This window comes from Bradyrhizobium sp. Kon69 (genome assembly GCF_055807515.1).
This window is the reverse complement of sequence record NZ_JBVVOS010000001.1, coordinates 374,154-395,214: the sequence shown is the minus strand read 5'-3', so window position 1 is coordinate 395,214 and position 21,061 is coordinate 374,154. Positions and strand designations below refer to the sequence as shown.

Genomic DNA, 21,061 nt, shown 5'->3' with positions numbered 1-21,061 from the left:
ACCCTAAAAAACCTGAGGTTTTCGCTCAAATAGCGGGCGAGGCTGCGGTTTTCGGGCCAATCCAGCGGTCGGCCGGAGCTGCCCAAACGTCGGCTAACGCCCTTCCGGACCCTGGGCGCGGAAGTCGCCGGGGGCCATCCCATAGGCGGCGTTGAAGACCCTGTAATAGGTCGCGAGGCTGTCGAAGCCGCAGGCGGTCGCGATGTCGGCGATCAGCCGGTCCGGGGCTTCGCGCATCAGGCGGCGGCTCTGGTTCAGGCGTTCCTCCGTCACGGTTTGCGAAAAACTCTTGGCTGCGCCTTCGAACAGCATGTGCAGGTGACGGACCGACACGCCGAGACGGTCGGCCACCATCGTTGGCGCCATATCCGGGTCTTGCAGGTGACGCGCGATCAGGCGTCGTGCCAGCGAGAGCCGGGCGATCCGCAGCGCGGCCTGCCCGAGGCGGCTGCCGGGCCGCAGGATGCCGCGCTCGATCAGTGCCAGATGGGCTAAAGCCTGGACGAGGGGGGCGGCATCGGCGGCGCCGTCATCACCCGCGGCAACCGTACCGAGATCGGCAAAGCAGGCGTCGAGCAGGGGCGCTAGGGTGGGATCATCGAACGTCCGGGGCGCAAGCTCGCGCATGCGCTTGTCCTGCGTGGAGAGGCCGCTCACGGGAATCTTCAGGATCCGCAGGTGGAAGCCTCCCGCGCCCAGCGGCGCCGCGCGATAGGGCTGGTCGGTATGGCTGGTGGCGAAGCTGCCATTGGCGATCGTGAAGTCGCTGCCGCGCATGCCGCCGAACCAGGCGCCGCTACCGAGCTGCTGATAGACGCAGAGGCTGTCGCCCGGCGCGTCAGCGATGTCGGTCATGCTGCGCTCGACCGTGTAATGCGAAGCCTTCAGCTCGACGAGGCCGGCTCCGCCAAGCTGACACAGCGAGAATTCGCCGAAGAAGTCCGCGCGGCGTTCGCGCTCGAGTTCGGCGGTGACGCCGAACAGGCCCTTGGCGCGCACCTCGCGCCAAAACTCGAAGCGATCGTGCGGCTCGACCTCGTCGGTGCACCAGCGATACACGGCGTCCCCTCGCTTCCAGCGGAATTGCCCACAAGAATTGACCGAGAAAAAGCAAATTCCGGTGGCACCTACCATAGGCTAGACGACAGACCTGAGTCCTCAGGGCTGTTGAACCAGCGCTATGGCTGGGCCGACTATCACATCAACGACGCGGTTCCCATGAACCGCTGTTCGAAGGAACCGGCGTGGGCCGTTCTTGAGGGATTTTCGATGACACGTCGGCTTTTCAGAGTACTGGCAGCGCTTGGCCTCGCGGCCGGCCTCAGCGGTTTCGCGCTTCCCGCCTGTGCCGAGAAGCGCGTCGCGCTCGTGGTCGGCAACAACGACTATAGGAACGTTCCGAAGCTGCTCAAGGCGGTCAACGACGCCCGCACCATGGGCGATACGCTGAAGCAGCTCGGCTTCTCGGTGATGGTCGCCGAAAACCAGAGCCGGCAGCAATTTTCGGAGACGCTGCTCGCGTTCGATCGGACGATCGAGCCCGGCGACACCGCGTTCTTCTTCTATGCCGGCCACGGCTTCGAAATCGCCGGCCAGAACTATCTGCTGCCGACGGACGTGCCGGCGGCGACGGAAGGGCAGGAAGAGCTGGTGCGTGACGCCTCCATCCTGGCCGATCGCATCGTCGAGCGCCTCCAGAACAAGAAGGCGCGAACCTCGATCCTGGTGTTCGACGCCTGCCGCAACAACCCGTTCGAACGCAAAGGTACCCGCGCCGTCTCCGGTGGTGGCGGGCTTGCCCCGATGGTGCAGCTGCCCGAAGGCGTGTTCTCGGTCTTCTCCGCGGGCCCGCGCCAGACCGCGCTCGACCGCCTCTCCAACGACGACGCCAATCCCAATTCGGTGTTCACGCGCACCTTCGCCAAGGAGCTGCTCCAGTCCGGCGAGAACCTGGTGCAGGTGGCGCAGCGTACGCGCCGTCTCGTCAGCGAGATGGCCGACACCGTCAAGCACAGGCAAGTGCCGGTCTATTTTGATCAGATGGTCGACGACGTCTTCCTCAGCGGCATCGCCAAGGATGCCGCCGTGCGCCCGGCCGATCCGCCGGCGCAGAAGCTCGCGGCGCTACCACCGGTCTCGGTGCCGCGCGTGCCAAAGGAAGAGACCACCAACGCGCCGATCGCGAGCTTCTCGCGCCACAATGGCGGGTGGAGCGTGGTGTTCTCCTTTGCAGATCCGACCCTCGGCGTTTCCTGGCGCATGGCCGGCAATGGCGACTTCCGCGAAACCGGCTTCATCGATACGCTCGACCCGCGCACGCGCAAGAGAATGCCGAACCCGTCGATCGAATTGCCGCCGGACGCGCAGGCCGGCACCATCGAGGTCCGCTATGTTGACCAGTCCGGTGACATGCAGGGCCCGTTCCCGATCAGGTTCGATCCCGAAGCCGCGCTGATCCGCGACCAGCGCAAGATCCTCGACATGACCGCGACGAGCTGGCTGTCATTCCGCGAGTTCAACGGGCTGCTGGTCTACTACACGCACCTCGTGTCCTACCGCTGCGCCATCCGCGAGGTGCGCATCGGCATCGACACCGCCGTTCCGAACCAAGTCTTGAAGATGCCGGGCTGCGACATGCGCGACCCCAGCGCGATCAGCGCCGGCATGCCGCTCTACATGAAGCTCGCGCCGGCAACGCAGTTCATCTCGGTGGAGCTGACCTACCGCGACGGCAGCGTGTCGGAGATCAAGAGCTTCCGCAGCGCGAACCGCAGCAACAATTGATGACGCGAGCGAAGGCGTCGCGCACGCTTTTGCCACCCGCTTCCTGATGAAGCGCTTGAGCTTGTCCTACTCCTCGTAAGGATAACCGTTGTGTTCGATGCGCACCGGCGCAAGCGGCGGCCTGCGCGGTGCGATCATGATCAAGACGAAAAGCACGTTGATCAGGATCCAGACGCCGAGCAGTATGAGGATTGTCTGCACTGCAATTTCCTGAATGAGTCGGAATTGACAGCAAGGCTAACGGCCATTCACAACTGCGGCAAATGAATCTTGCTTGCTGCAGTGCACGCAAACCTCGACCCGTAATGAGGACCCGGCCGTGAAACCCAATACGTCGCCGCATCCCCATGGCTCCTCGGTGAAGGTCCGCTGTTGCATCGTTGGCGGCGGACCGGCCGGCATGATGCTCGGCTATCTCCTTGGGCGCGCCGGCATCGATGTCGCGGTGCTGGAGAAGCATGCGGATTTCTTCCGCGACTTCCGCGGCGACACCGTGCATCCCTCGACGCTCCAGGTGATGGACGAGCTCGGCCTGATCGACGGATTCCTGAAGTTGCCGCATCAGCGCTTGCAAAAAATGGACGGCCTGTTCGGCGGTACCCCCGTTCGCATCGCCGATCTCAGCCGCCTCCGCACCAAGTACCCCTTCATCGCCTTCATGCCGCAATGGGATTTCCTGAACTTCCTGCGCGAGGCCGGCCAGCGCTTCGCCTCGCTGAAGGTGATGATGAACACGGAAGCGGTCGATCTGATCCGCCGCGGTGAGACCATCGCCGGCGTGCGGGCGAATACGCCTGATGGCATCGTGGACATCGAAGCCGATCTCACCATCGCCTGTGACGGCCGGCATTCGACCGTGCGCCAGCGTTCCGGCCTCGAGGTCGAGGAGATCGGCGCGCCAATGGACGTGCTGTGGTTCCGCGTCGGCCGCAAGGCGAACGAGACCGACAACGTGTTCGCGCGCGTCGAGCCCGGCAAGATGATGATCACCTTCGACCGCGGCGACTATTGGCAATGCGCCTATGTCATCGCCAAGGGGCAATACGACGCGGTGAAGGCGAGGGGATTGCAGGCGCTGCTCGACGATGTCGTTCGCATGGCGCCGGTCCTAAAGAGCGGCATTGCCGATGTGAAGAGCTTCGACGATTTCAAGCTGCTCACCGTCGCGATCAACCGCCTGAAGCGCTGGACGCGGCCGGGCCTGCTTCTCATCGGCGACGCCGCCCATGCGATGTCGCCGGTCGGCGGCGTCGGCGTCAATCTCGCCGTGCAGGATGCGGTCGCGACCGCAAATTTGCTGGCGGACAAGCTGCAAAACGGCTGCCCGTCGGAGGAGGAGCTCGATGCCGTGCGCCGTCGCCGCGAATTCCCGGTGAAGATGACGCAGCGAATGCAGATGATCGTGCAGAACAACATCATCAGCGGCGCCTTGCAGGGCGGCGACCGGCCGCTGAAAGTGCCGCTGATCGTGCGTCTCATCACCGCGGTGCCGTGGCTCCAGGGTATTCCGGCGCGCCTGCTCGCGCTTGGCGTCCGGCCCGAGCACGTGCAGTCGAAGGCTGCGCCGGCACGGTAGCGCAAGGACTCGGTAGGGATAACGCGGCGTTAAATCGCGCTCGGCGCGTTGCCTGCGTACAACAGTTGAGATGCATTGAAGGCGCGCTGCTTGCCAATCCGGCGTCTTAACTGTCTTGATTCAAATTTGAGTAAGAACTGCGTGTGAGCGTGCATCCATCAAAGGACACGGGGTGTACCATGCGTAACAAGTTGATTGCCGCCTTCGCCTGCACGACCGCTCTGGTTTCGACCGGCGCCGCTTCCGCCGCCGATCTCGGTGCGCGTTACACGAAGGCGCCCGCCTATGCGGAGCCGCTGTTCAACTGGACCGGCTTTTATGTCGGCGGCCACATCGGCGGCGCATGGACCAACGAGCAGTTCATCAACAACGGGACCGGCGCGCCATTTGGCGATCTGACCCCGGGGCAGGGCTACCGTCAGCGCAACTCCGGCATCCTGGGCGGCGCCCAGATCGGCTACAATTGGCAGGCCAACAACTACGTGTTCGGTATGGAAGGCACGATCTCGGGCCTCGACAACAAGGGCTCGTTCTTGAACACCGCGTTTGGCGCCGGTGACGACGTGTTCTCCTGGCGCGCCAATGTGCTTGCCACCGTCGTCGGTCGCGCGGGCTTCGCCGTGCAGAACAACCTGTTCTACATCAAGGGCGGCTATGCCGGCGTGAACAACCGTCTCTCGGTCACCGACACGGTCGGTCCGTTCACCGGTTCTGGCGGTCAGACCCATTGGGCCAACGGCTGGACCGTCGGTGCCGGCTGGGAATACGGCATCACCCGCAACTGGATCGTCGGCCTCGAGTACAACTACGCAGCCTTCACCAGCCAGACCTATCAACTTGGCGGCACGTCGGGCAATTACAGCTTCGATGCCAAGCCGCGCGACCTCCAGTGGGCCGTCGTGCGCGCCAGCTACAAGTTCGACGCGCCGGTCATCGCCCGCTACTAAGGGGCAACGAACGACCAAGCAGCCATAAAAGACGATCACTGCCCAAATTTAAAAGCCCCGGCATTGTCCGGGGCTTCTTTTTTGTGTGCAGGTTTCTGGCGTACGGCCTACGCCATCACCGAGAACCCGCCATCGACGGGGATCGCGGTGCCGGTGACGAAGTTAGACGCGGGCGAGGCAAGAAACACGGTGATGCCGGCGAAGTCGTCGATGTCGCCCCACCGCCCCGCCGGCGTGCGTGCCAGCACCCGCTCGTGCAATCCCGATACCTGCTGCCGCGCACCGCGGGTCAGGTCGGTGTCGATCCAGCCGGGAAGGATGGCATTGACCTGGATGTTGTCGGGCGCCCACGCATTGGCGCAGGCGCGCGTGTACTGAACGATACCGCCCTTGCTCGCCGCATAGGCCGTTGCGAAGCTCGCGCCGAAGATCGACATCATCGAGCCGATGTTGATCACCTTGCCGTTGCCGGACGCCTTCAGCGCGGGATAGGCCAGCTTCGAGCACAGGAAGGCGCTGGTGAGGTTGGTGTTGATCACCGTATTCCACTCGTCGAGCTCGAGCTCGTGCGGCGGCTTGCGGATGCTCATGCCGGCATTGTTGATGAGGATGTCGATGCGGCCGAGATCCCTGACGACACGCTCGACCATCGCGGCGATGGCCGCCTTGTCGGTGACGTCGGTGGGAACACTGATCGCCTTCACGCCGCGTTGACTGAGATCGGCGACGGCCGCGGCGGATTTGGTTTCGTTGCGTCCGACCACGGCGATGTTGGCGCCGGCATCGGCGAGGCCACGGGCCATGCCGAGCCCGATGCCGCCATTGCCTCCCGTGACGATCGCGACCTTGCCGCGGAGATCGAACCGACTGGATGTCATGCTGCTATACCCTGGTTTCTTCTATTGGTTGCTCTGCCAGATCAACACCAGCCCAAAGCCGGCCATGGCTGCGCCATAGCCGGCCCATTGCAACTGGTTGACCATGAAGCTCGATCGCGGCCACGCGACGGTACCCGTGCCCTGTCCGATCCAGAGCAGCCCGACGGCAAGGGCAAACAGGCCTGCGATCAGCAGAAATCTGCGCATGCATTCCTCCCCATGGGTCCGCTTCTGTCGTGACGCGGCATGACCATTGCCGCGGCCCGAAAACTTGGCGGGAGACTAGCCGTAGCCGTGGTTCGGATACAATGGCCGCTGATGCAGGCCGCAGGGCGGATGCATGTCCATACGCAAGGTCCGCTGAAGCACCGTACAACGAAAAAGCCCCGGACGATGCCGGGGCTTTGACGTCTGAACTTGCGTTCGGATCAGTACTTCGCGACGACCGGACCGGTCCAGTTGAAGCGGTAGACCAGCGAGGTGGAAATCGTCTGGTTCCAGCTGTTGGCGCGGATGTCGCGGCCGACGACGACGTTGCCAGCATCGAACAGTTCGTTCTGGGTCTTGGCGTTGTAGAAGGCCGAGCGATATTCGGTCTTCATGAACCAGCCGGGCGACTGGATGCCGAAGATGTTCAGGTTGTTCTCGACGCCGCCGCCGATGAACCAGCCATTGCGGTTGTAGCTGTTGAGATGGATACCGGCGGGCACGCCGGCCAGGGTCATGAAGTTGGTCTGGCCGAAGTGAGCGCCCGAGTAACCGCCGTTGACGTAGGAGAGAACGTTCGGAGCGACCAGCCAGCCGAGGCGGACACCAGCGGCCCAGGAATCTTCCAGCTTCTGGTTGCCCGTGATGCCAGCGATCGGGTCCTGAATGGTAGCACGGATGCTGCCGAACTGACCGTCAGCGAACACGCCAGCGACCCAGGTGCCGCTGAACTGCCAGTCGTAGCCAAGACCGACGGTGCCGAACCAGCCCGAGCCACCCTGGCGCTGATCGATCGTCAGGGGAACTGCGCCGACCGTGGTCTGCACGCGCTGGTCAGAGGCCGAGAGGCCGCCGCCGGCGCCGCCGAAGATGTAGAAGCCGGTCCAGTTGGCGACGGGAGCCGCCATCGGCGCCTTCACGTAGGGACGGGCGCCAAGGTCAGCGGCCGAGGCCGAACCCGTCATCGCGGCAACCGCGGTCAGTGCGAGCAAAATCTTCTTCATCTTAAAATCCCCAAGCTTTGGTCTGTCTGGAAGGCGCGAGCGCACTGAAGTCCGTGTGATCTGATGTCCCGGACTATACCTGCTTCTCTCCGAAATGCTGTTGCAGAGCAGGCACAGTCGCCGGGAAACGCCGCACGGCAGGGAATCTGAGTGCCGTCGTCGGAATGTAAAATAAGCGCGTATTATCAATGCATTACGTCGAATTTTGCGATTTGTATTTTGGTAACTTCTCGTTAGTGAATCCGGCTTTGTCCGAAACGGAGGCAATCCTGCATCAGCCCGGCTGGGTGAGTCGTTGGCCGAGTCGCGATGCGACGAGGCAGGGAATCACCGAAGTCGAGGCGAACCGTTGGCAGGATCGGCGGGCAGGGTCGTCGGGAAATGGCGGTTGTCGTCCCCAAACACAAAAGAGCCCCGGGATTCATGCCGGGGCTCTTGATGGGATGCGACCGGGCAGCGCCTGCGGATCAGACGTCCAGCAGGTCGTCATTGGCGAATTCGGCCTTGTCCGAGATGAACGCGAAGCGCGCTTCGGCCTTGGTGCCCATCAGCCGCTCCACCGAATCCGCCGTGGTGTCGCGGTCGTCGGCGAGGAGAACCACTTTCAGCATGGTCCGCTTGGCCGGATCCATGGTGGTTTCCTTGAGCTGCGCCGGCATCATTTCGCCGAGGCCTTTGAAGCGATTGACCTCGACCTTGGCGTTGGCGTTGAACTCGCTCTTGATCAGCGCTGCCTTGTGCGCGTCATCACGGGCGTAGACGGACTTCGTGCCGTTGGTCAGCTTGTAGAGCGGCGGCACGGCGAGGAAGAGATGGCCTTCGTCGATCAGCCGCGGCATCTGGCGATAGAAGAAGGTGATCAGCAGCGAAGCGATGTGGGCACCGTCGACATCGGCGTCGGTCATGATGATGATGCGCTGATAGCGCAGATCCTCCTCGCGATACTGCGCCAGCATCCCGCAGCCGATCGCCTGTACGAGGTCGGCGAGCTGCGTGTTCGCCGTCAGCTTGTCCTTGCCGGCGGACGCGACGTTGAGGATCTTGCCGCGCAGCGGCAGCACGGCCTGGGTCTTGCGGTCGCGCGCCTGCTTGGCACTGCCGCCGGCCGAGTCTCCCTCGACGATGAAGAGTTCTGAGCCGTCCAAACCCGCATCGCTGCAATCGGCGAGCTTCCCCGGCAGGCGCAGTTTCTTGCCGGCGGTCTTGCGCGCGGTCTCCTTCTCTTGCCGGCGGCGCAGCCGCTCCTCGGCGCGGTCGACCACGAAGTCGAGCAGCCTGTTGGCCTGGTTCGGATTGCCCGACAGCCAATGGTCGAACGGATCCTTCATCGCCTGTTCGACGATGCGCTGCGCTTCGGCGGTGGCGAGACGGTCCTTGGTCTGGCCCTGGAATTCGGGCTCGCGCACGAATACCGAGAGCATCACGGCCGCACCAACCATCACGTCCTCAGACGTAATAGAGGACGCGCGCTTGCCCTGGCCAACGCGTTCGGCGTGGTCCTTCAGGCCGCGCAGCAGCGCGCTGCGCAGGCCGGATTCGTGCGTGCCGCCATCGGGCGTCGGCACGGTGTTGGTGTAGGACGACAGGAAGCCGTCGGCATCCGCGGTCCAGGCCACCGCCCATTCGCAGGCGCCATGCGCGCCGTTGCGGCCCGACTTGCCCGAGAAGATGTCGGGATGCACCAGCGTGTCGGCATGGATCGCAGCCGCCAGATAATCCTTGAGGCCACCAGGAAAGTGGAACGTCGCTTCCGCCGGCACATCGTCGACGCCCTTGAGCAGTTCGGGCGCGCAATTCCAGCGGATCTCGACACCGCCGAACAGATACGCCTTCGAACGCGTCATCTTGAACAGGCGCTGCGGCTTGAAGGCTGCCTTCGCACCGAAGATGTCGGTGTCCGGCTTGAAGCGCACGCGGGTTCCGCGGCGGTTGTTGATCTTGCCGAGATCCTCGAGCTTGCCCTTCGGGTGCCCGCGCTCGAACGTCATGCGGTAGAGTTTCTGGCTGCGCGCGACCTCGACCTCGAGCAGCGAGGAGAGGGCGTTCACCACGGAGATGCCGACGCCGTGCAGGCCGCCCGAGGTCTCGTAGACCTTGGAGTCGAACTTGCCGCCCGAGTGCAACGTGCACATGATGACTTCGAGCGCCGACTTCTTCGGAAATTTTGGATGCGGATCGATCGGGATGCCGCGGCCGTTGTCTGTGACGGTCAAGAAGCCGTCCGCGCTCAACTCGACTCCGATGAAGGTCGCGTGCCCCGCCAGCGCCTCGTCCATCGAGTTGTCGATGACTTCGGCAAAAAGGTGATGCAGCGCCTTTTCGTCGGTGCCGCCGATATACATGCCGGGCCGGCGGCGCACCGGTTCCAGGCCTTCGAGGACCTCGATGTCGGCTGCGGTGTAGTCGGCCTCGGCACCGCCTGCGCGCGGGGTCGCCTTGGCGGCGCGAGGCTTCGGCTCATCGCCGCCGAAAAAATCGTCTTTTGCTTTGGGCTTCAACTGCTTGGACATATATCTTTATGCGTTTTGAGGGCCGCATGAGCGGCGAATCGGTTGGGCCGACTATGCCACTTCTGACCTGGAAAGGTTATCGCAGGGCGGGCCGGGCGGTGTGGTTGGGAGCCAATCCCGGCGATTTTACGCCGCAGCCCCATCAATTCCCGGCAATGTGACGGTCCGGTCCGGCCTGGACCGGACTTTGTGACTTGATGTCACACAAGTCCTTGGCTTACCAGTCCTTTTCATCGAGCAGCACCTTCGGGCAGGGCGGAAAGGCTATTTTGAATGGAGCAGTTTGCGCACGCGCTGGCCGATTTCGTGCGCGCTCACCAGACATGGGCAGCTCCCATCGTGTTCGTGCTCGCCTTCGGGGAGTCGCTCGCGTTCATCTCGCTGCTGATCCCGGCCTGGGGCGCGTTGGTCGCGATCGGCGCGCTGATCGGCGCGAGCGGCATCAGCTTCTATCCGGTCTGGATCGCCGGCGGCATCGGCGCGGCGCTGGGCGACTGGGCCTCCTACTGGTTCGGCTACCGCTACAAGGAGAAGGTCGCCCAGATGTGGCCGCTCTCGCGTTATCCGGAACTCCTGCCCCGGGGCGAGGCCTTCGTGCGCAGCTGGGGCGTGCCGAGCATCTTCATCGGCCGCTTCTTCGGCCCGTTGCGTGCCTCCGTGCCGCTTGCAGCCGGCATTTTCGAGATGCCCTATTGGAGCTTCCAGGCCGCCAATTTCGTCTCGGCGCTGATCTGGTCGGCGGCGCTCCTGCTGTTCGGCGACGTGATTGCGAAGATCATGGAATGGATCTGGCGCGTGGTGTGACGTCCGAACCTTGACGCGAACCGCAACTGGCCCTATAGCCCCGCGCCATGATCAACGCTGCGACCATTTTGTTCGCCCGTCGCCGCCGCCGCTCTTTAGCGGTTTGGGCGGTTGATCGCGTTTGAGATCATCGTCTTTGCCGCTGGATCCGATCCGCGGCATTCTCTCTCCTGTCAGTGCGATCTGATCCGGCGGCCACCAAGGAGGCCAGCAGGAGACTACGATGTACACGCCACCCTTTTTCAAGCAGGACCGCGCCGCGAGCCTGAAATTCGCCGACACGCGCGGCTTCGGCACCATGTGCGCGTTCGACGGCCACAAGCCGATCGCCTCGCCAATTCCGTTCTACTTGACCTATGCCGCCGACGGCACGCCGCAGGCCGCCTTTCACGTCGCCCGTCACAATCCGCTGCTAAAGCTTGCGGACGGGACGACCTCCTGGCTGCTCGCGGTCAACGGCCCCGATGCTTACGTGTCGCCGGACTGGTACGTCTCGCCGGATCAGGTGCCGACCTGGCTGTACCAGTCGGTCCATCTGACCGGGCCGGTGCGGTTGTTGTCGGATGGTGAACTGGCCGTGCAGATCGACACGCTCAGCGACAAGTTCGAGAGCTGGCTGTTGCCGAAGAAGCCGTGGACCTCAGCCAAAATGACGGCGGGGCGGCTCGAGGCGCTGAAGAAGGGGATCGTGGGTCTGGTCATGACGGTTGAAGAGGTCGAAGGCAGCTTCAAGCTCAACCAGCACAAATCGGACGCCGACTATACGGCGATCGCCAATGCGCTCGGTGCGCAAGCCCATGCTGACGCCAAGGAAATCTCGCAGCTGATGCAGGACGTGAGGCCCGAAGCGTTCGCGGCCGAAACCAACATGCTCGAAAGGAGCGTACCATGAGCCTCGCGGACACCACCAAAGCCCCGACCACCGGCGTCACCAAGAAGCCCGCCACGGTCTTCGTCGACGGTGGCTCCGGCACCACCGGGCTCGGCATCAACGAGCGGCTGAAGCTGCAGAACGACGTGGTCGTGAAGACGATCGCCGACGACAAGCGCAAGGATCCCGCGGCCAAGAAAGCGCTGATGGAGGAAGTTGACCTCGTCATCCTCTGCCTGCCGGACGACGCTGCCAGGGAAACGGTTGCGCTCATCGACAGCATGGGGCCGTCAGGCCCGAAGGTGCTGGATGCCTCGACCGCGTACCGGGTCGCGCCCGACTGGGCCTATGGCTTTCCGGAACTGACGCCGGATCAGGCCGGCAAAATCAAGGCTGCGAAGAAGGTCTCTAATCCCGGCTGCTATCCGACCGGCGCGATCGCGCTGCTGCGACCGATCGTCGATGCCGGCCTGCTGCCTGCGGACTATCCCGTCACCGTCAATGCGGTGAGCGGCTATTCCGGCGGCGGCAAGTCGATGATCGCGAGTTTCGAGGACGGCAGCGCGCCGTCGTTCGAGCTCTACGGCCTCGGCTTCGAGCACAAGCATCTGCCGGAGATGCAGCTCTATTCGAATCTGACGCGGCGGCCGATCTTCATCCCGTCCGTCGGCAATTTCCGGCAGGGCATGCTGGTCTCGGTGCCGCTCCAGCTCGACACGCTGCCCGGCAAGCCCAGCGGCGCCGATCTCCAGGCCGCGCTGGCCAAGCGTTACGCCAGCTCGAAATACGTCTCGGCGATGCCGCTTCAGAACGAGGCGGCCAAGGGCGGCAAGCTCGAGCCGGAAGCGCTCAACGAGACCAATATGCTCGAGCTCTACGTCTTCGCCAGCGACAAGCATCACCAGGCGGTGCTGGTCGCCCGGCTCGACAATCTCGGCAAGGGCGCGTCCGGCGCGGCCGTGCAGAACATGCGGCTGATGCTGGGCCTTGCCGAGGAGTAGCCGATGAGCGTTGGCTGCCAGACCGGTCCGGTGGACGAAGCGACGCTGCAATTTTCTACTCCGGCAAGACGATCCAGCGACGCCTGAAAGGAACGTGTGATGAGTTTGAAGAAAATCGGCATTCTCGGCGCGTCCGGCTACACCGGCGCCGATGCGGTGCGGCTGCTGGCGCGGCATCCGAATGCGGAAATCACGGCACTCACCGCCAACACCCATGCCGGCAAGGCCATGAGCGAGGTGTTTCCGCATTTCTTCATGCTGGATTTGCCTCAACTCGTGGAATGGGAAAAGGTCGACTGGACCAAGCTCGACGCGGTGTTCTGCGGACTGCCGCACGGCACCACGCAGCAGATCATCGCGGCCGTGCTGAAGGCCAACCCGAAGATCAAGGTCCTCGACATGTCCGCCGATTTCCGGCTGCGCGACAAGGAAACCTACGCGCAGTGGTACGGCCACGAACATCAGGCGCTCGAGTTGCAGGGCGAAGCCGTCTACGGCCTGACCGAATTCTATCGGGAGAAGATTGCCGCGGCGCGGCTGGTCGCCTGTCCCGGCTGCTATCCGACGGCAGCGCTGTTGGCGCTGGTGCCACTGGCGAAAGCAAAACTGATCGACGTCGATGACATCCTGATCGACGCCAAGTCAGGCGTCACCGGCGCCGGACGCGGCCTGAAACAGAACACGCTATTCAGCGAGGCGGGCGAGGGGATTTCGCCGTATTCGGTCGGCACGCACCGGCATGCGCCGGAGATCGAACAGGAGATCGGCGTTGCGGCGGGCGCGCGCGTGACCGTCAATTTCACGCCTCATCTCATACCGATGTCGCGGGGCGAACTCTGCACGTCCTACGTCAAGCTTAACGGCGCGACGCCGGACGATTTGCGGGCCGCCCTCGCGCGAGCCTACGCGAACGAGCCCTTCGTGCATGTCGTCAAGAAGGGCGTGCTGCCGCAGACCCAGAACGTACGCGGCTCGAACTATGTGCAGATCGGCGTCATCGCCGACCGGATCAAGAACCGCGCCATCGTGATCTCGGTGCTCGACAATCTGGTGAAGGGCTCGGCCGGTCAGGCGATCCAGAACATGAACCTGATGTTCGGATTCCCCGAGACCGCTGGACTGGAGCAGATCGCGCTGTTTCCCTGATCGGAGTGATCGCCGTGGACGAAGGGACTCTGCAATTCTATCGGAGCAACGCCCGGTCCTATGCGGACTGGGCGAAGGCGCCCTCGACGCGGCTGCGAGGCTTTCTCGCTCTGCTGCCGGCCGGCGGCTCGATCCTCGAGCTCGGCTGTGGCGCCGGCAATCATTCGGCGGTGATGCTGGCCGAGGGTTTTTCGGTGCGCGCCACCGACGGCTCGCCTGAAATGGCCGAGATCGCGTCGCAGCGGCTCGGTCATGCCGTCGAGGCGATGCGGTTCGACCAGCTTGACGCGCACGAGGCCTATGACGGCGTCTGGGCCAGCGCCTGTCTCCTGCACGTGCCGCGCGACGAACTCGCCGGCATTCTGGCGCGGATTCATCGCGCACTCAGGCCGTCAGGCGTGTTCTATGCCAGCTACAAGATGGGCGAGGGCGACAGCCGGGACAGTCTCGGGCGCTATTACAATTATGCGTCGCCAGAATGGCTCGAGGCGACTTACGCCAGCGCAGGTCCATGGATCACGCTGTCGTCGGACAGGAACGTGATCCAGAGCTTTGACGAGACGCCGGCGAACATGCTGCATCTCGTCGTTCGCAAGGCCTGATCTAAAACAACGAGGCCTGATCTCAAACCACCTTGAAGATCGCGACGGCGAGCACGGCCTGCGCGATGAAGCCGACGGTGAAGGCCACCGCCGCGGTCGAGGGAGAACGTGTATGTCCGGGCCTCGGCCTCACCGAAGCGGCTTCGGCCGCGCAGGCGCGACCAGCCCGGGCATGACGACTGCGAGAGGCGCTTTCTCAGTACTTCGCGATGATCGGGCCGCCAAATTTGTAGTTGATGCGGGCGGTGATCAAATCGACGTCCTGGCCGATGCGGTCGGTGCGTGAGAACGTGCCGACCGGCGTCAGCGCGCCGTTGGAGGTGAGCGTGACGTCGTGACGGCCCATGAACAGATGGTCGTATTCGAGGCCGACCGACCAGTTCGGGGCGAAGCCGTATTCGATGCCGATGCCGACCGTGCCGCCCCAGCGGGTGTCGTCGGCACGATCAAATTCGGCTCCGGCCAGACCACCCGTTCCGATACCGCGGTAGCGGTCGCGGGTGACGGCGGCGCCGCCCTTCACGTAAAGCAGTGCGTTATTCCAGGCGTAGCCGACCTGGCCGGTGAACAGGCCGAAAGCATCGACGCGGGTGCGGTTCGCCACGCCTGCCACGGCGCTGGTGTTCCGGCCCGAGAGATCGGCCCAGTCGCCCTGCGCTTCGAGGCCGAACACGAAGGCGCTGCTCTGCCAGCGATAACCGATCTGGCCGCCGGCGACGGCGCCCGTCGCGTCATGGCAGCCTTCCGCAACGCCGGGCGCGAAACCAACAGTCTGGTCCCAGCAATTGCGCGACGAGCCATAGCCGCCGTTGGCGCCAATGTAGAAGCCGCTCCAATCATAGATCGCCGCGATCATCGGCGGCGCCTTGGTGTAGGGACGGGCGGCGAGATCTGCGGCACTGGCCTGGGTCGCGACGGCTGCGAGCGAGAAGCCGGCGAGCGCGGATGCAATCTTCCAATTCATGTTTGCCCCGAATCATCAATGCGATGGCCAAATATACCTGTGGATGGCCGATCCTACGCGGCAGCCCAAGGACGGCATCCCGGTTTTTGTCGGACTGTCATCCTTTGGCAACACCGGCAGCCGGGCAGGCTATCGAGGATTTTACTCCTTTGTTGCAGGCGCTAAGCCATCGGAGGTGCGATCAAACCACCTTGAAGATCGCGACGGCCAGCACAGCCTGCGCGATGAAGCCGACGGTGAAGGCCACCGTGCGGAACACCGGGATCCCGAGCGCATAGACGATCAGATGCGCGACGCGCGACCAAAAATAGACGGCGCAAGCAAGCACCGTCCATTTCGAGGAGTAGTCGATCGCGTTCAGGATCAGCACCAGCGGCGCGAACAGCACGAGGTTCTCGACGGCGTTGTCATGCGCGAACATCAGGCGGTTCGCCCATTCCGATTGCGGCTTGTCGGTGCGCGAGGGATTGGCCATCGCGCCACCGAGACCGCGAATCTGGCAGCGGTTGATGGTGTAGGGAATCCAGAGGATTCCGGTCAGGACCACCGTCAGTGTCAGCCAGAACAATTCACGCGTCATAACCCGGTCCCCTCATCAATTTCTGCTGCAGGCGTGGAGCTTATACGAAAGCCCGGAAGATTCTGCTATGCGCGAACCCTGACATAGCTGCCGGGCGCGTCCTCGATCGGGGGAAACGCCTCGCTGCCGACCGTGCGGGCCGGGACTTCCTCGGGATCGAGTGCGCCCAGCCATTGCCGCCAGTCCGGCCACCACGAGCCCTTGTGCTCGACCGCGCCCTTCATCCACTCGGCGACGTTGGCGGACTTGACGTTGTCGTTGGTCCAGTACTGGTATTTGTTCGAGGCGGGCGGATTGACCACGCCGGCGATGTGGCCCGAGCCGGACAATACGTATTTCACCGGACCGCCGAAGAACTGGGAGCCGTACAGCACCGATTCCGCCGGCGCGATATGGTCCTCGCGGGTTGCGAGATTGTAGATCGGCACCATGACCTTGGAGAGATCGAGCAGGGTGTTGTCCAGCACCAACGTGCCGGTCGAGAGCCGGTTCTCCAGATAGCAATTGCGCAGATAGTACGAATGGTTCGACGCCGTCATGCGCGTCGCGTCCGAATTCCAGTGCAGCAAATCGAACGCGCTCGGCTGCTGGCCCTTGAGGTAATTGCTGACGACATAGGACCAGATCAGATCGTTGGAGCGCAGCATGTTGAAGGCCATCGCCATCTTCGAGCCTTCAAGCACGCCCGCCGCCTTCATGTCCTGCTCGAGGGATGCGATCTGCTCCTCGTCGACGAACACGAGCAAATCACCGGCATGGGTGAAGTCGACCTGTGCCGCGAAGAACGTCGCGGAGGCCACGCGCTGGCGGCGCTTCTCGGCGAGCCAGGCCAGCGTGGTCGCGAGCATGGTGCCGCCGACGCAATAGCCGGCGGTGTGCACCTTCATCTCGCCGGTGACCTTCTCGATCACGTCCATCGCCGTGAGCGGGCCTTCCTTCATGTAGTCTTCCCAGCTCTTGGCACCGAGCCGCTTGTCGGGATTGACCCATGAGATCACGAACACGGTGATGCCCTGATCGACGCACCACTTGATGTAGGATTTCTCCGGCTTGAGATCGAGGATGTAGAACTTGTTGATCCAGGGCGGGATGATCAGGAGCGGCGTGCGCAGCACGTTCTCCGTCGCCGGCGCATACTGGATCAGCTGCATCATCTCGTTCTGGTAGATCACCTTGCCCGGCGTCGTCGCCATGTTCACGCCGACGACGAGATTGTCCGGATTGGACTGACGGATTTTCAGCGTGCCCTTGCCGGCGGCGATGTCCTCGGCCAGCATCTTCAGGCCGCGCGCGAGATTTTCGCCGCTGCTGGCCACCGTCGCGCGCAGCACTTCCGGATTGGTCAGCACGAAGTTGGAGGGCGATATCGCGTTGGTGAGCTGCTGGACGTAGAACTCGGCCTTGCGGCGGGTCTGCGGATCGAGCCCCTCGGCGTCGCGCACAAGCTCCTGCGCAAATTTGGTCGTGAGCAAATAGAGCTGCATCATGAAATCGAAGAACTGGTTCGACTTCCATTCCGGATCGGCAAAGCGCTTGTCGCGCGGCGAGGGCGCGATCGCGGGCGGGGCGTCCTGACCGGCCATGCGGCGCGCCGCCGAGCCCCAGAGGTCGAGATAGTCCTTGGCGAGCTTGGTCTGGAGTGCGGAGGACCGCGACGAATCCGACAGCCAGTATTCGGCGACGGCGGTGAAGGTCTTGACGACCTCGGCAAGCTCGGCCGGCGGACGATCCTGCACCTCGCCGCTCTCGCGCGGCTTCAGGTACGCGGCGAGCGCCTTGCCGCCGCTCTCCATCGCCCGCGCGACATTCATCGCGAAGGCTTCCGCATCGAACTTGGTCTCGGGTTTGGGCGTATCGGTCGTGGCCATACTCATGAGCAGAACAGTAACGATTCATTCCGTATTCGTCACCGCGAAGCTCGCATGTTTGGCATTAAACACTCTCGAAGATGTGTTGCAGTGCGACAAATTTTCTTGGTTCCGTCACAATCGAGCCGCACCGCTCGGCTTGGTGTTACCCGGGCTATTTTCTCGCTCGGACCATTTGGGCAGCAATGGTTTGAGCTTGGGCGCGGACTTGGGTAAGGTTGCCCGGGGCCGTGCTTTGGGACGAAGTGGGGATTTCCCTAGTGTTGGCGTTGAGGGACCTGCAAAAGTCGCGACGGATCTGTGGCGCGCTGCTGATGGCGACGCTAGCCCTGGGCGGCTGCTCGAGCCAGCTCGCGGATATGACGCCTTCCGATGCGCAAGCGCATCCCAGGGAGGCTGGTAGCTATCTGCCGGTGCACGATCTGCCGCCGGATCGCAATCAGGCGGTCATGCTGCCGGACCAACGCGCCAAGATCGAGGCCGAACTTGCTGCCGCGCGCGACCGTCAGGCGGTTGCCACCAAGGACGCGAAATAGGACGCTGCAAGGTAATCGCTGGCGCCTCCGCCTCGCCGTGCTAAAAGACCTTAGTTCAGCCGAGAGTCAGGGCGAACGACTTCAGTCAACGTCGTCGATAATTGCTCTAAGTATTTGATCTTGAGTAATTTTCGCGTGGGATGCGGGCGCCTTTCCGCCTGGTCTTTTATGGCTGTCGATTCTGTCCTGACCGGTTGCCTGGAGCCGAGAGAGCCATGGAAGAGTTTTACCGCATCCGCCGCCTTCCGCCTTACGTGTTCGAACAGGTCAACCGGGCCAAGGCAGCCGCGCGGAATGCCGGCGCCGACATCATCGACCTCGGCATGGGCAATCCGGACCTGCCGGCGCCGGCGCACGTGCTGGAGAAGCTGAAGGAGACGCTGGGCAAGCCGCGCACCGACCGCTACTCGGCCTCCCGCGGCATCCCCGGGCTGCGCCGGGCCCAGGCCGGCTACTACGCCCGCCGTTTCGGCGTGAAGCTCAATCCCGACACTCAAGTGGTGGCGACGCTCGGCTCCAAGGAGGGCTTTGCCAACGTGGCGCAGGCGATCACCGCGCCCGGCGACGTCATCCTTTGTCCGAATCCGAGCTACCCGATTCACGCCTTCGGCTTCTTGATGGCAGGCGGCGTGATCCGCTCGGTGCCCTCGGAGCCGACGCCGCAATTCTTCGAGGCTGTCGAGCGGGCGATCGTGCATTCGATCCCGAAGCCGCTGGCGCTCGTCGTCTGCTATCCTTCGAACCCGACCGCCTATGTCGCGAGCCTCGACTTCTACAAGGACCTGGTCGCATTCGCGAAGAAGCATGAGATCCTGATCCTGTCCGATCTCGCTTATGCCGAGGTTTATTTCGACGAAAGCAACCCACCGCCCTCGGTGCTCCAGGTGCCGGGTGCGATGGACGTCGCCGTCGAGTTCACCTCGATGTCGAAGACCTATTCGATGGCTGGCTGGCGCATGGGCTTCGCGGTCGGCAACGAGCGCGTGATTGCGGCACTCGGCCGCGTCAAATCCTATCTCGACTACGGTGCGTTCACGCCGATCCAGGTCGCGGCGACCGCCGCGCTGAACGGACCGGACGATTGCATCAAGGAGATGCGCGACACCTACCGCAAGCGGCGCGACGCGCTGGTGGAATCCTTCGGGCGTGCCGGCTGGGAGATCCCGCCGCCGGAAGCGTCGATGTTTGCCTGGGTGCCGCTGCCGGAAGCCTTCCGCAGCGTCGGCAGCATGCAGTTCGCGACCCTGATGGTGGAGAAATCCGGTGTCGCGGTCTCGCCCGGCGTCGGCTTTGGCGAGCATGGTGAAGGATATGTCCGTATCGCCATGGTGGAAAACGAGCAACGGATCAGGCAGGCCGCTCGCGGCGTGCGCCGCTTCCTTGAAAGCGGCATCGAAACGTTGCACAACGTCGTTCCGCTCGCCACTCGGCGTTAAGTTCTCTTCCGCAGGTTTTCCAAGGCATCATGGTTGCACCCCTGAAAGTGGGCATAGCGGGGCTCGGCACCGTGGGCGCCGAAGTTGTCCGTCTGATTGAAACGCAGGCGCGCGTGCTTGCCGGCCGCAGCGGCCGCGGCATCCGCGTCGTCGCCGTCACCGCGCGCTCGAAGGCCAAGAAACGCGGCGTCGATCTGCGCGGCATCGAATGGGTCAAGGATCCGCTTGCCCTTGCGACGCATCCCGGCATCGATTGCTTCGTCGAGCTGATGGGTGGCTCCGGCGATCCCGCGCTGGCGGCGGTGGAAGCTGCGCTGAGCGCCGGCAAGTCCGTTGTCACCGCCAACAAGGCGTTGCTGGCAAAGCACGGCCTCAAGCTGGCAAAGGCCGCCGAAAAGCACGGCGGCGCGCTGAATTTCGAGGCAGCCGTCGGCGCTGCGATCCCTGTCATCAAGACGTTACGCGAAGGTCTTGCCGGAACCGGCATCAACCGGGTCTACGGCATCCTCAACGGCACCTGCAATTACATCCTGACCCGGATGGAGCAGGAGGGCCTGTCCTTCGCCGAATGCCTGAAGGACGCGCAACGGCTCGGCTATGCCGAGGCCAATCCGTCGTTCGACGTCGACGGCCACGATACCGCGCAAAAGCTCGCTATTCTCGCCAGCCTCGCTTTCGGCACGAAAGTTGCTCAAAGCGCCGTGTATGTCGAAGGTATCTCCTCCATCGCGCCGGAAGATCTCCGTGCCGCCGACGATCTTGGTTACCGGCTCAAGCTGCTCGGCGTCGCGGTTCGCACCGCCAAGGGTATCGAGCAGCGCGTGCATCCGACCATGGTTCCAAAATCCTCGTCGATCGCACAGGTGATGGGTGTCACCAATGCTGTCACGATCGATGGCGAAGGCATCCCGCCGATCACGCTGGTCGGCCCCGGTGCCGGGGGAGCGGCGACCGCATCCGCCGTCGTCGCCGACATTGCCGACGTCGCGCGCGGCATTCGCGCCAATCCGTTCGGCCGGCCGATTGCGCAGCTGCGCGACACCAAGAAGGCGCCGATGGAGCGCCACGAGGGCGGCTACTACATCCGCCTTCTGGCACGCGATTTCCCGGGCACCGCGGCTGCGATTGCGACGCGGCTCGCGGAGCAGAAGATTTCGATCGAGTCGATCGTGCAGCGCCATCCCAATGGCGGCGCCGCGCCGGCAGACGGCAAGGCGGTCCCGGTGCCCGTCATCCTCATCACCTATGCCACGCACGAGGACGCCGTGCGCCGCGCGCTCGCGGCCGTGCAGAAGGACAAGGTGATCAGCGGACGGCCGCAGGTCATCAGGATCGAGAAGAACTGAG

At 63.6% G+C, this 21,061-nt stretch carries 20 protein-coding genes; 11 read left to right on the top strand and 9 right to left on the bottom strand.

Annotation, left to right across the window (positions count from 1 at the left end):
- Nucleotides 1-93: 93 nt before the first annotated feature.
- On the bottom strand, nt 94-1,059 hold the full coding sequence (locus AC0L3U_RS01995) for an AraC family transcriptional regulator (protein ID WP_473360472.1): 966 nt from the start codon (nt 1,057-1,059) through the stop codon (nt 94-96).
- 210 nt (nt 1,060-1,269) lie between these two features.
- Between AC0L3U_RS01995 and AC0L3U_RS01990 the strand changes: the two genes are divergently transcribed.
- Nucleotides 1,270-2,784 carry a caspase family protein gene (locus tag AC0L3U_RS01990; RefSeq protein ID WP_473360471.1) on the top strand — a complete coding sequence of 505 codons (1,515 nt, stop codon included), beginning with the start codon at nt 1,270-1,272 and terminating at the stop codon, nt 2,782-2,784.
- A 66-nt stretch (nt 2,785-2,850) separates the two neighbouring features.
- On the opposite strand, the gene AC0L3U_RS01985 is transcribed toward AC0L3U_RS01990, so the two are convergent.
- Complete coding sequence (locus AC0L3U_RS01985; RefSeq protein WP_456764490.1) at nt 2,851-2,985, bottom strand: hypothetical protein; 135 nt, start codon at nt 2,983-2,985, stop codon at nt 2,851-2,853.
- Nucleotides 2,986-3,103: 118 nt separating this feature from the next.
- Here AC0L3U_RS01985 and AC0L3U_RS01980 point away from each other — a divergent pair, with 118 nt between their 5' ends.
- Together AC0L3U_RS01980 and AC0L3U_RS01975 are read left to right on the top strand one after the other, a co-directional pair.
- Nucleotides 3,104-4,360 (top strand): FAD-dependent oxidoreductase, encoded by a 1,257-nt coding sequence (locus AC0L3U_RS01980; RefSeq protein ID WP_473360470.1) that lies wholly within the window; start codon nt 3,104-3,106, stop codon nt 4,358-4,360.
- A 179-nt stretch (nt 4,361-4,539) separates the two neighbouring features.
- Nucleotides 4,540-5,307: an outer membrane protein gene (locus AC0L3U_RS01975; RefSeq protein WP_473360469.1), complete on the top strand. Its 768-nt coding sequence runs from the start codon at nt 4,540-4,542 to the stop codon at nt 5,305-5,307.
- Between the two features lie 107 nt (nt 5,308-5,414).
- Here the strand turns inward: AC0L3U_RS01975 and AC0L3U_RS01970 are convergent, their stop codons facing one another.
- From AC0L3U_RS01970 to parE, 4 genes are all read right to left on the bottom strand, one after another.
- Entirely contained in the window at nt 5,415-6,185 is a 771-nt protein-coding gene (locus AC0L3U_RS01970) for an SDR family NAD(P)-dependent oxidoreductase (RefSeq protein ID WP_473360468.1), read from the bottom strand.
- A gap of 21 nt (nt 6,186-6,206) precedes the next feature.
- Nucleotides 6,207-6,392, bottom strand: a complete 186-nt coding sequence (locus AC0L3U_RS01965; RefSeq protein WP_007609848.1) for a hypothetical protein — start codon at nt 6,390-6,392, stop codon at nt 6,207-6,209.
- A 221-nt stretch (nt 6,393-6,613) separates the two neighbouring features.
- Nucleotides 6,614-7,396 carry an outer membrane protein gene (locus AC0L3U_RS01960; protein WP_473346178.1) on the bottom strand — a complete coding sequence of 261 codons (783 nt, stop codon included), beginning with the start codon at nt 7,394-7,396 and terminating at the stop codon, nt 6,614-6,616.
- A 467-nt stretch (nt 7,397-7,863) separates the two neighbouring features.
- On the bottom strand, nt 7,864-9,906 hold the full coding sequence (gene parE / locus AC0L3U_RS01955) for a DNA topoisomerase IV subunit B (RefSeq protein ID WP_027569873.1): 2,043 nt from the start codon (nt 9,904-9,906) through the stop codon (nt 7,864-7,866).
- 273 nt (nt 9,907-10,179) lie between these two features.
- Here parE and AC0L3U_RS01950 point away from each other — a divergent pair, with 273 nt between their 5' ends.
- The 5 genes from AC0L3U_RS01950 to AC0L3U_RS01930 all read left to right on the top strand — a co-directional run bounded on the left by AC0L3U_RS01950 (nt 10,180) and on the right by AC0L3U_RS01930 (nt 14,330).
- Nucleotides 10,180-10,710 carry a DedA family protein gene (locus tag AC0L3U_RS01950; protein ID WP_473360467.1) on the top strand — a complete coding sequence of 177 codons (531 nt, stop codon included), beginning with the start codon at nt 10,180-10,182 and terminating at the stop codon, nt 10,708-10,710.
- A gap of 223 nt (nt 10,711-10,933) precedes the next feature.
- Nucleotides 10,934-11,602, top strand: coding sequence for an FMN-binding negative transcriptional regulator (locus AC0L3U_RS01945; protein ID WP_473360466.1), 669 nt, complete (start codon nt 10,934-10,936; stop codon nt 11,600-11,602).
- Nucleotides 11,599-12,582, top strand: coding sequence for an N-acetyl-gamma-glutamyl-phosphate reductase (gene argC, locus AC0L3U_RS01940; RefSeq protein ID WP_473360465.1), 984 nt, complete (start codon nt 11,599-11,601; stop codon nt 12,580-12,582). Before AC0L3U_RS01945 ends, argC (AC0L3U_RS01940) begins: the two co-directional genes overlap by 4 nt.
- Before the next feature lie 99 nt (nt 12,583-12,681).
- Nucleotides 12,682-13,728 carry an N-acetyl-gamma-glutamyl-phosphate reductase gene (gene argC, locus AC0L3U_RS01935; RefSeq protein WP_473360464.1) on the top strand — a complete coding sequence of 349 codons (1,047 nt, stop codon included), beginning with the start codon at nt 12,682-12,684 and terminating at the stop codon, nt 13,726-13,728.
- Nucleotides 13,729-13,742: 14 nt separating this feature from the next.
- Nucleotides 13,743-14,330, top strand: a complete 588-nt coding sequence (locus AC0L3U_RS01930) for a class I SAM-dependent methyltransferase (protein WP_473360463.1) — start codon at nt 13,743-13,745, stop codon at nt 14,328-14,330.
- Nucleotides 14,331-14,526: 196 nt separating this feature from the next.
- On the opposite strand, the gene AC0L3U_RS01925 is transcribed toward AC0L3U_RS01930, so the two are convergent.
- The 3 genes from AC0L3U_RS01925 to AC0L3U_RS01915 form a co-directional block, all read right to left on the bottom strand.
- Entirely contained in the window at nt 14,527-15,294 is a 768-nt protein-coding gene (locus AC0L3U_RS01925; protein ID WP_473360462.1) for an outer membrane protein, read from the bottom strand.
- A 181-nt stretch (nt 15,295-15,475) separates the two neighbouring features.
- Nucleotides 15,476-15,874: an MAPEG family protein gene (locus AC0L3U_RS01920; RefSeq protein WP_027517739.1), complete on the bottom strand. Its 399-nt coding sequence runs from the start codon at nt 15,872-15,874 to the stop codon at nt 15,476-15,478.
- 65 nt (nt 15,875-15,939) lie between these two features.
- Nucleotides 15,940-17,748, bottom strand: coding sequence for a PHA/PHB synthase family protein (locus tag AC0L3U_RS01915; protein WP_473360461.1), 1,809 nt, complete (start codon nt 17,746-17,748; stop codon nt 15,940-15,942).
- 254 nt (nt 17,749-18,002) lie between these two features.
- On the opposite strand from AC0L3U_RS01915, the gene AC0L3U_RS01910 reads away from it, so the two are divergent.
- The 3 genes from AC0L3U_RS01910 (at nt 18,003) to AC0L3U_RS01900 (ending at nt 21,060) form a co-directional block, all read left to right on the top strand.
- Complete coding sequence (locus AC0L3U_RS01910; RefSeq protein ID WP_473360460.1) at nt 18,003-18,278, top strand: hypothetical protein; 276 nt, start codon at nt 18,003-18,005, stop codon at nt 18,276-18,278.
- A 215-nt stretch (nt 18,279-18,493) separates the two neighbouring features.
- On the top strand, nt 18,494-19,714 hold the full coding sequence (locus tag AC0L3U_RS01905) for an LL-diaminopimelate aminotransferase (protein ID WP_018454429.1): 1,221 nt from the start codon (nt 18,494-18,496) through the stop codon (nt 19,712-19,714).
- A 29-nt stretch (nt 19,715-19,743) separates the two neighbouring features.
- The gene (locus AC0L3U_RS01900) at nt 19,744-21,060 is read left to right on the top strand and encodes a homoserine dehydrogenase (protein ID WP_473360459.1); all 1,317 of its coding nucleotides are present in this window, start codon (nt 19,744-19,746) and stop codon (nt 21,058-21,060) included.
- Nucleotide 21,061: the final 1 nt, after the last annotated feature.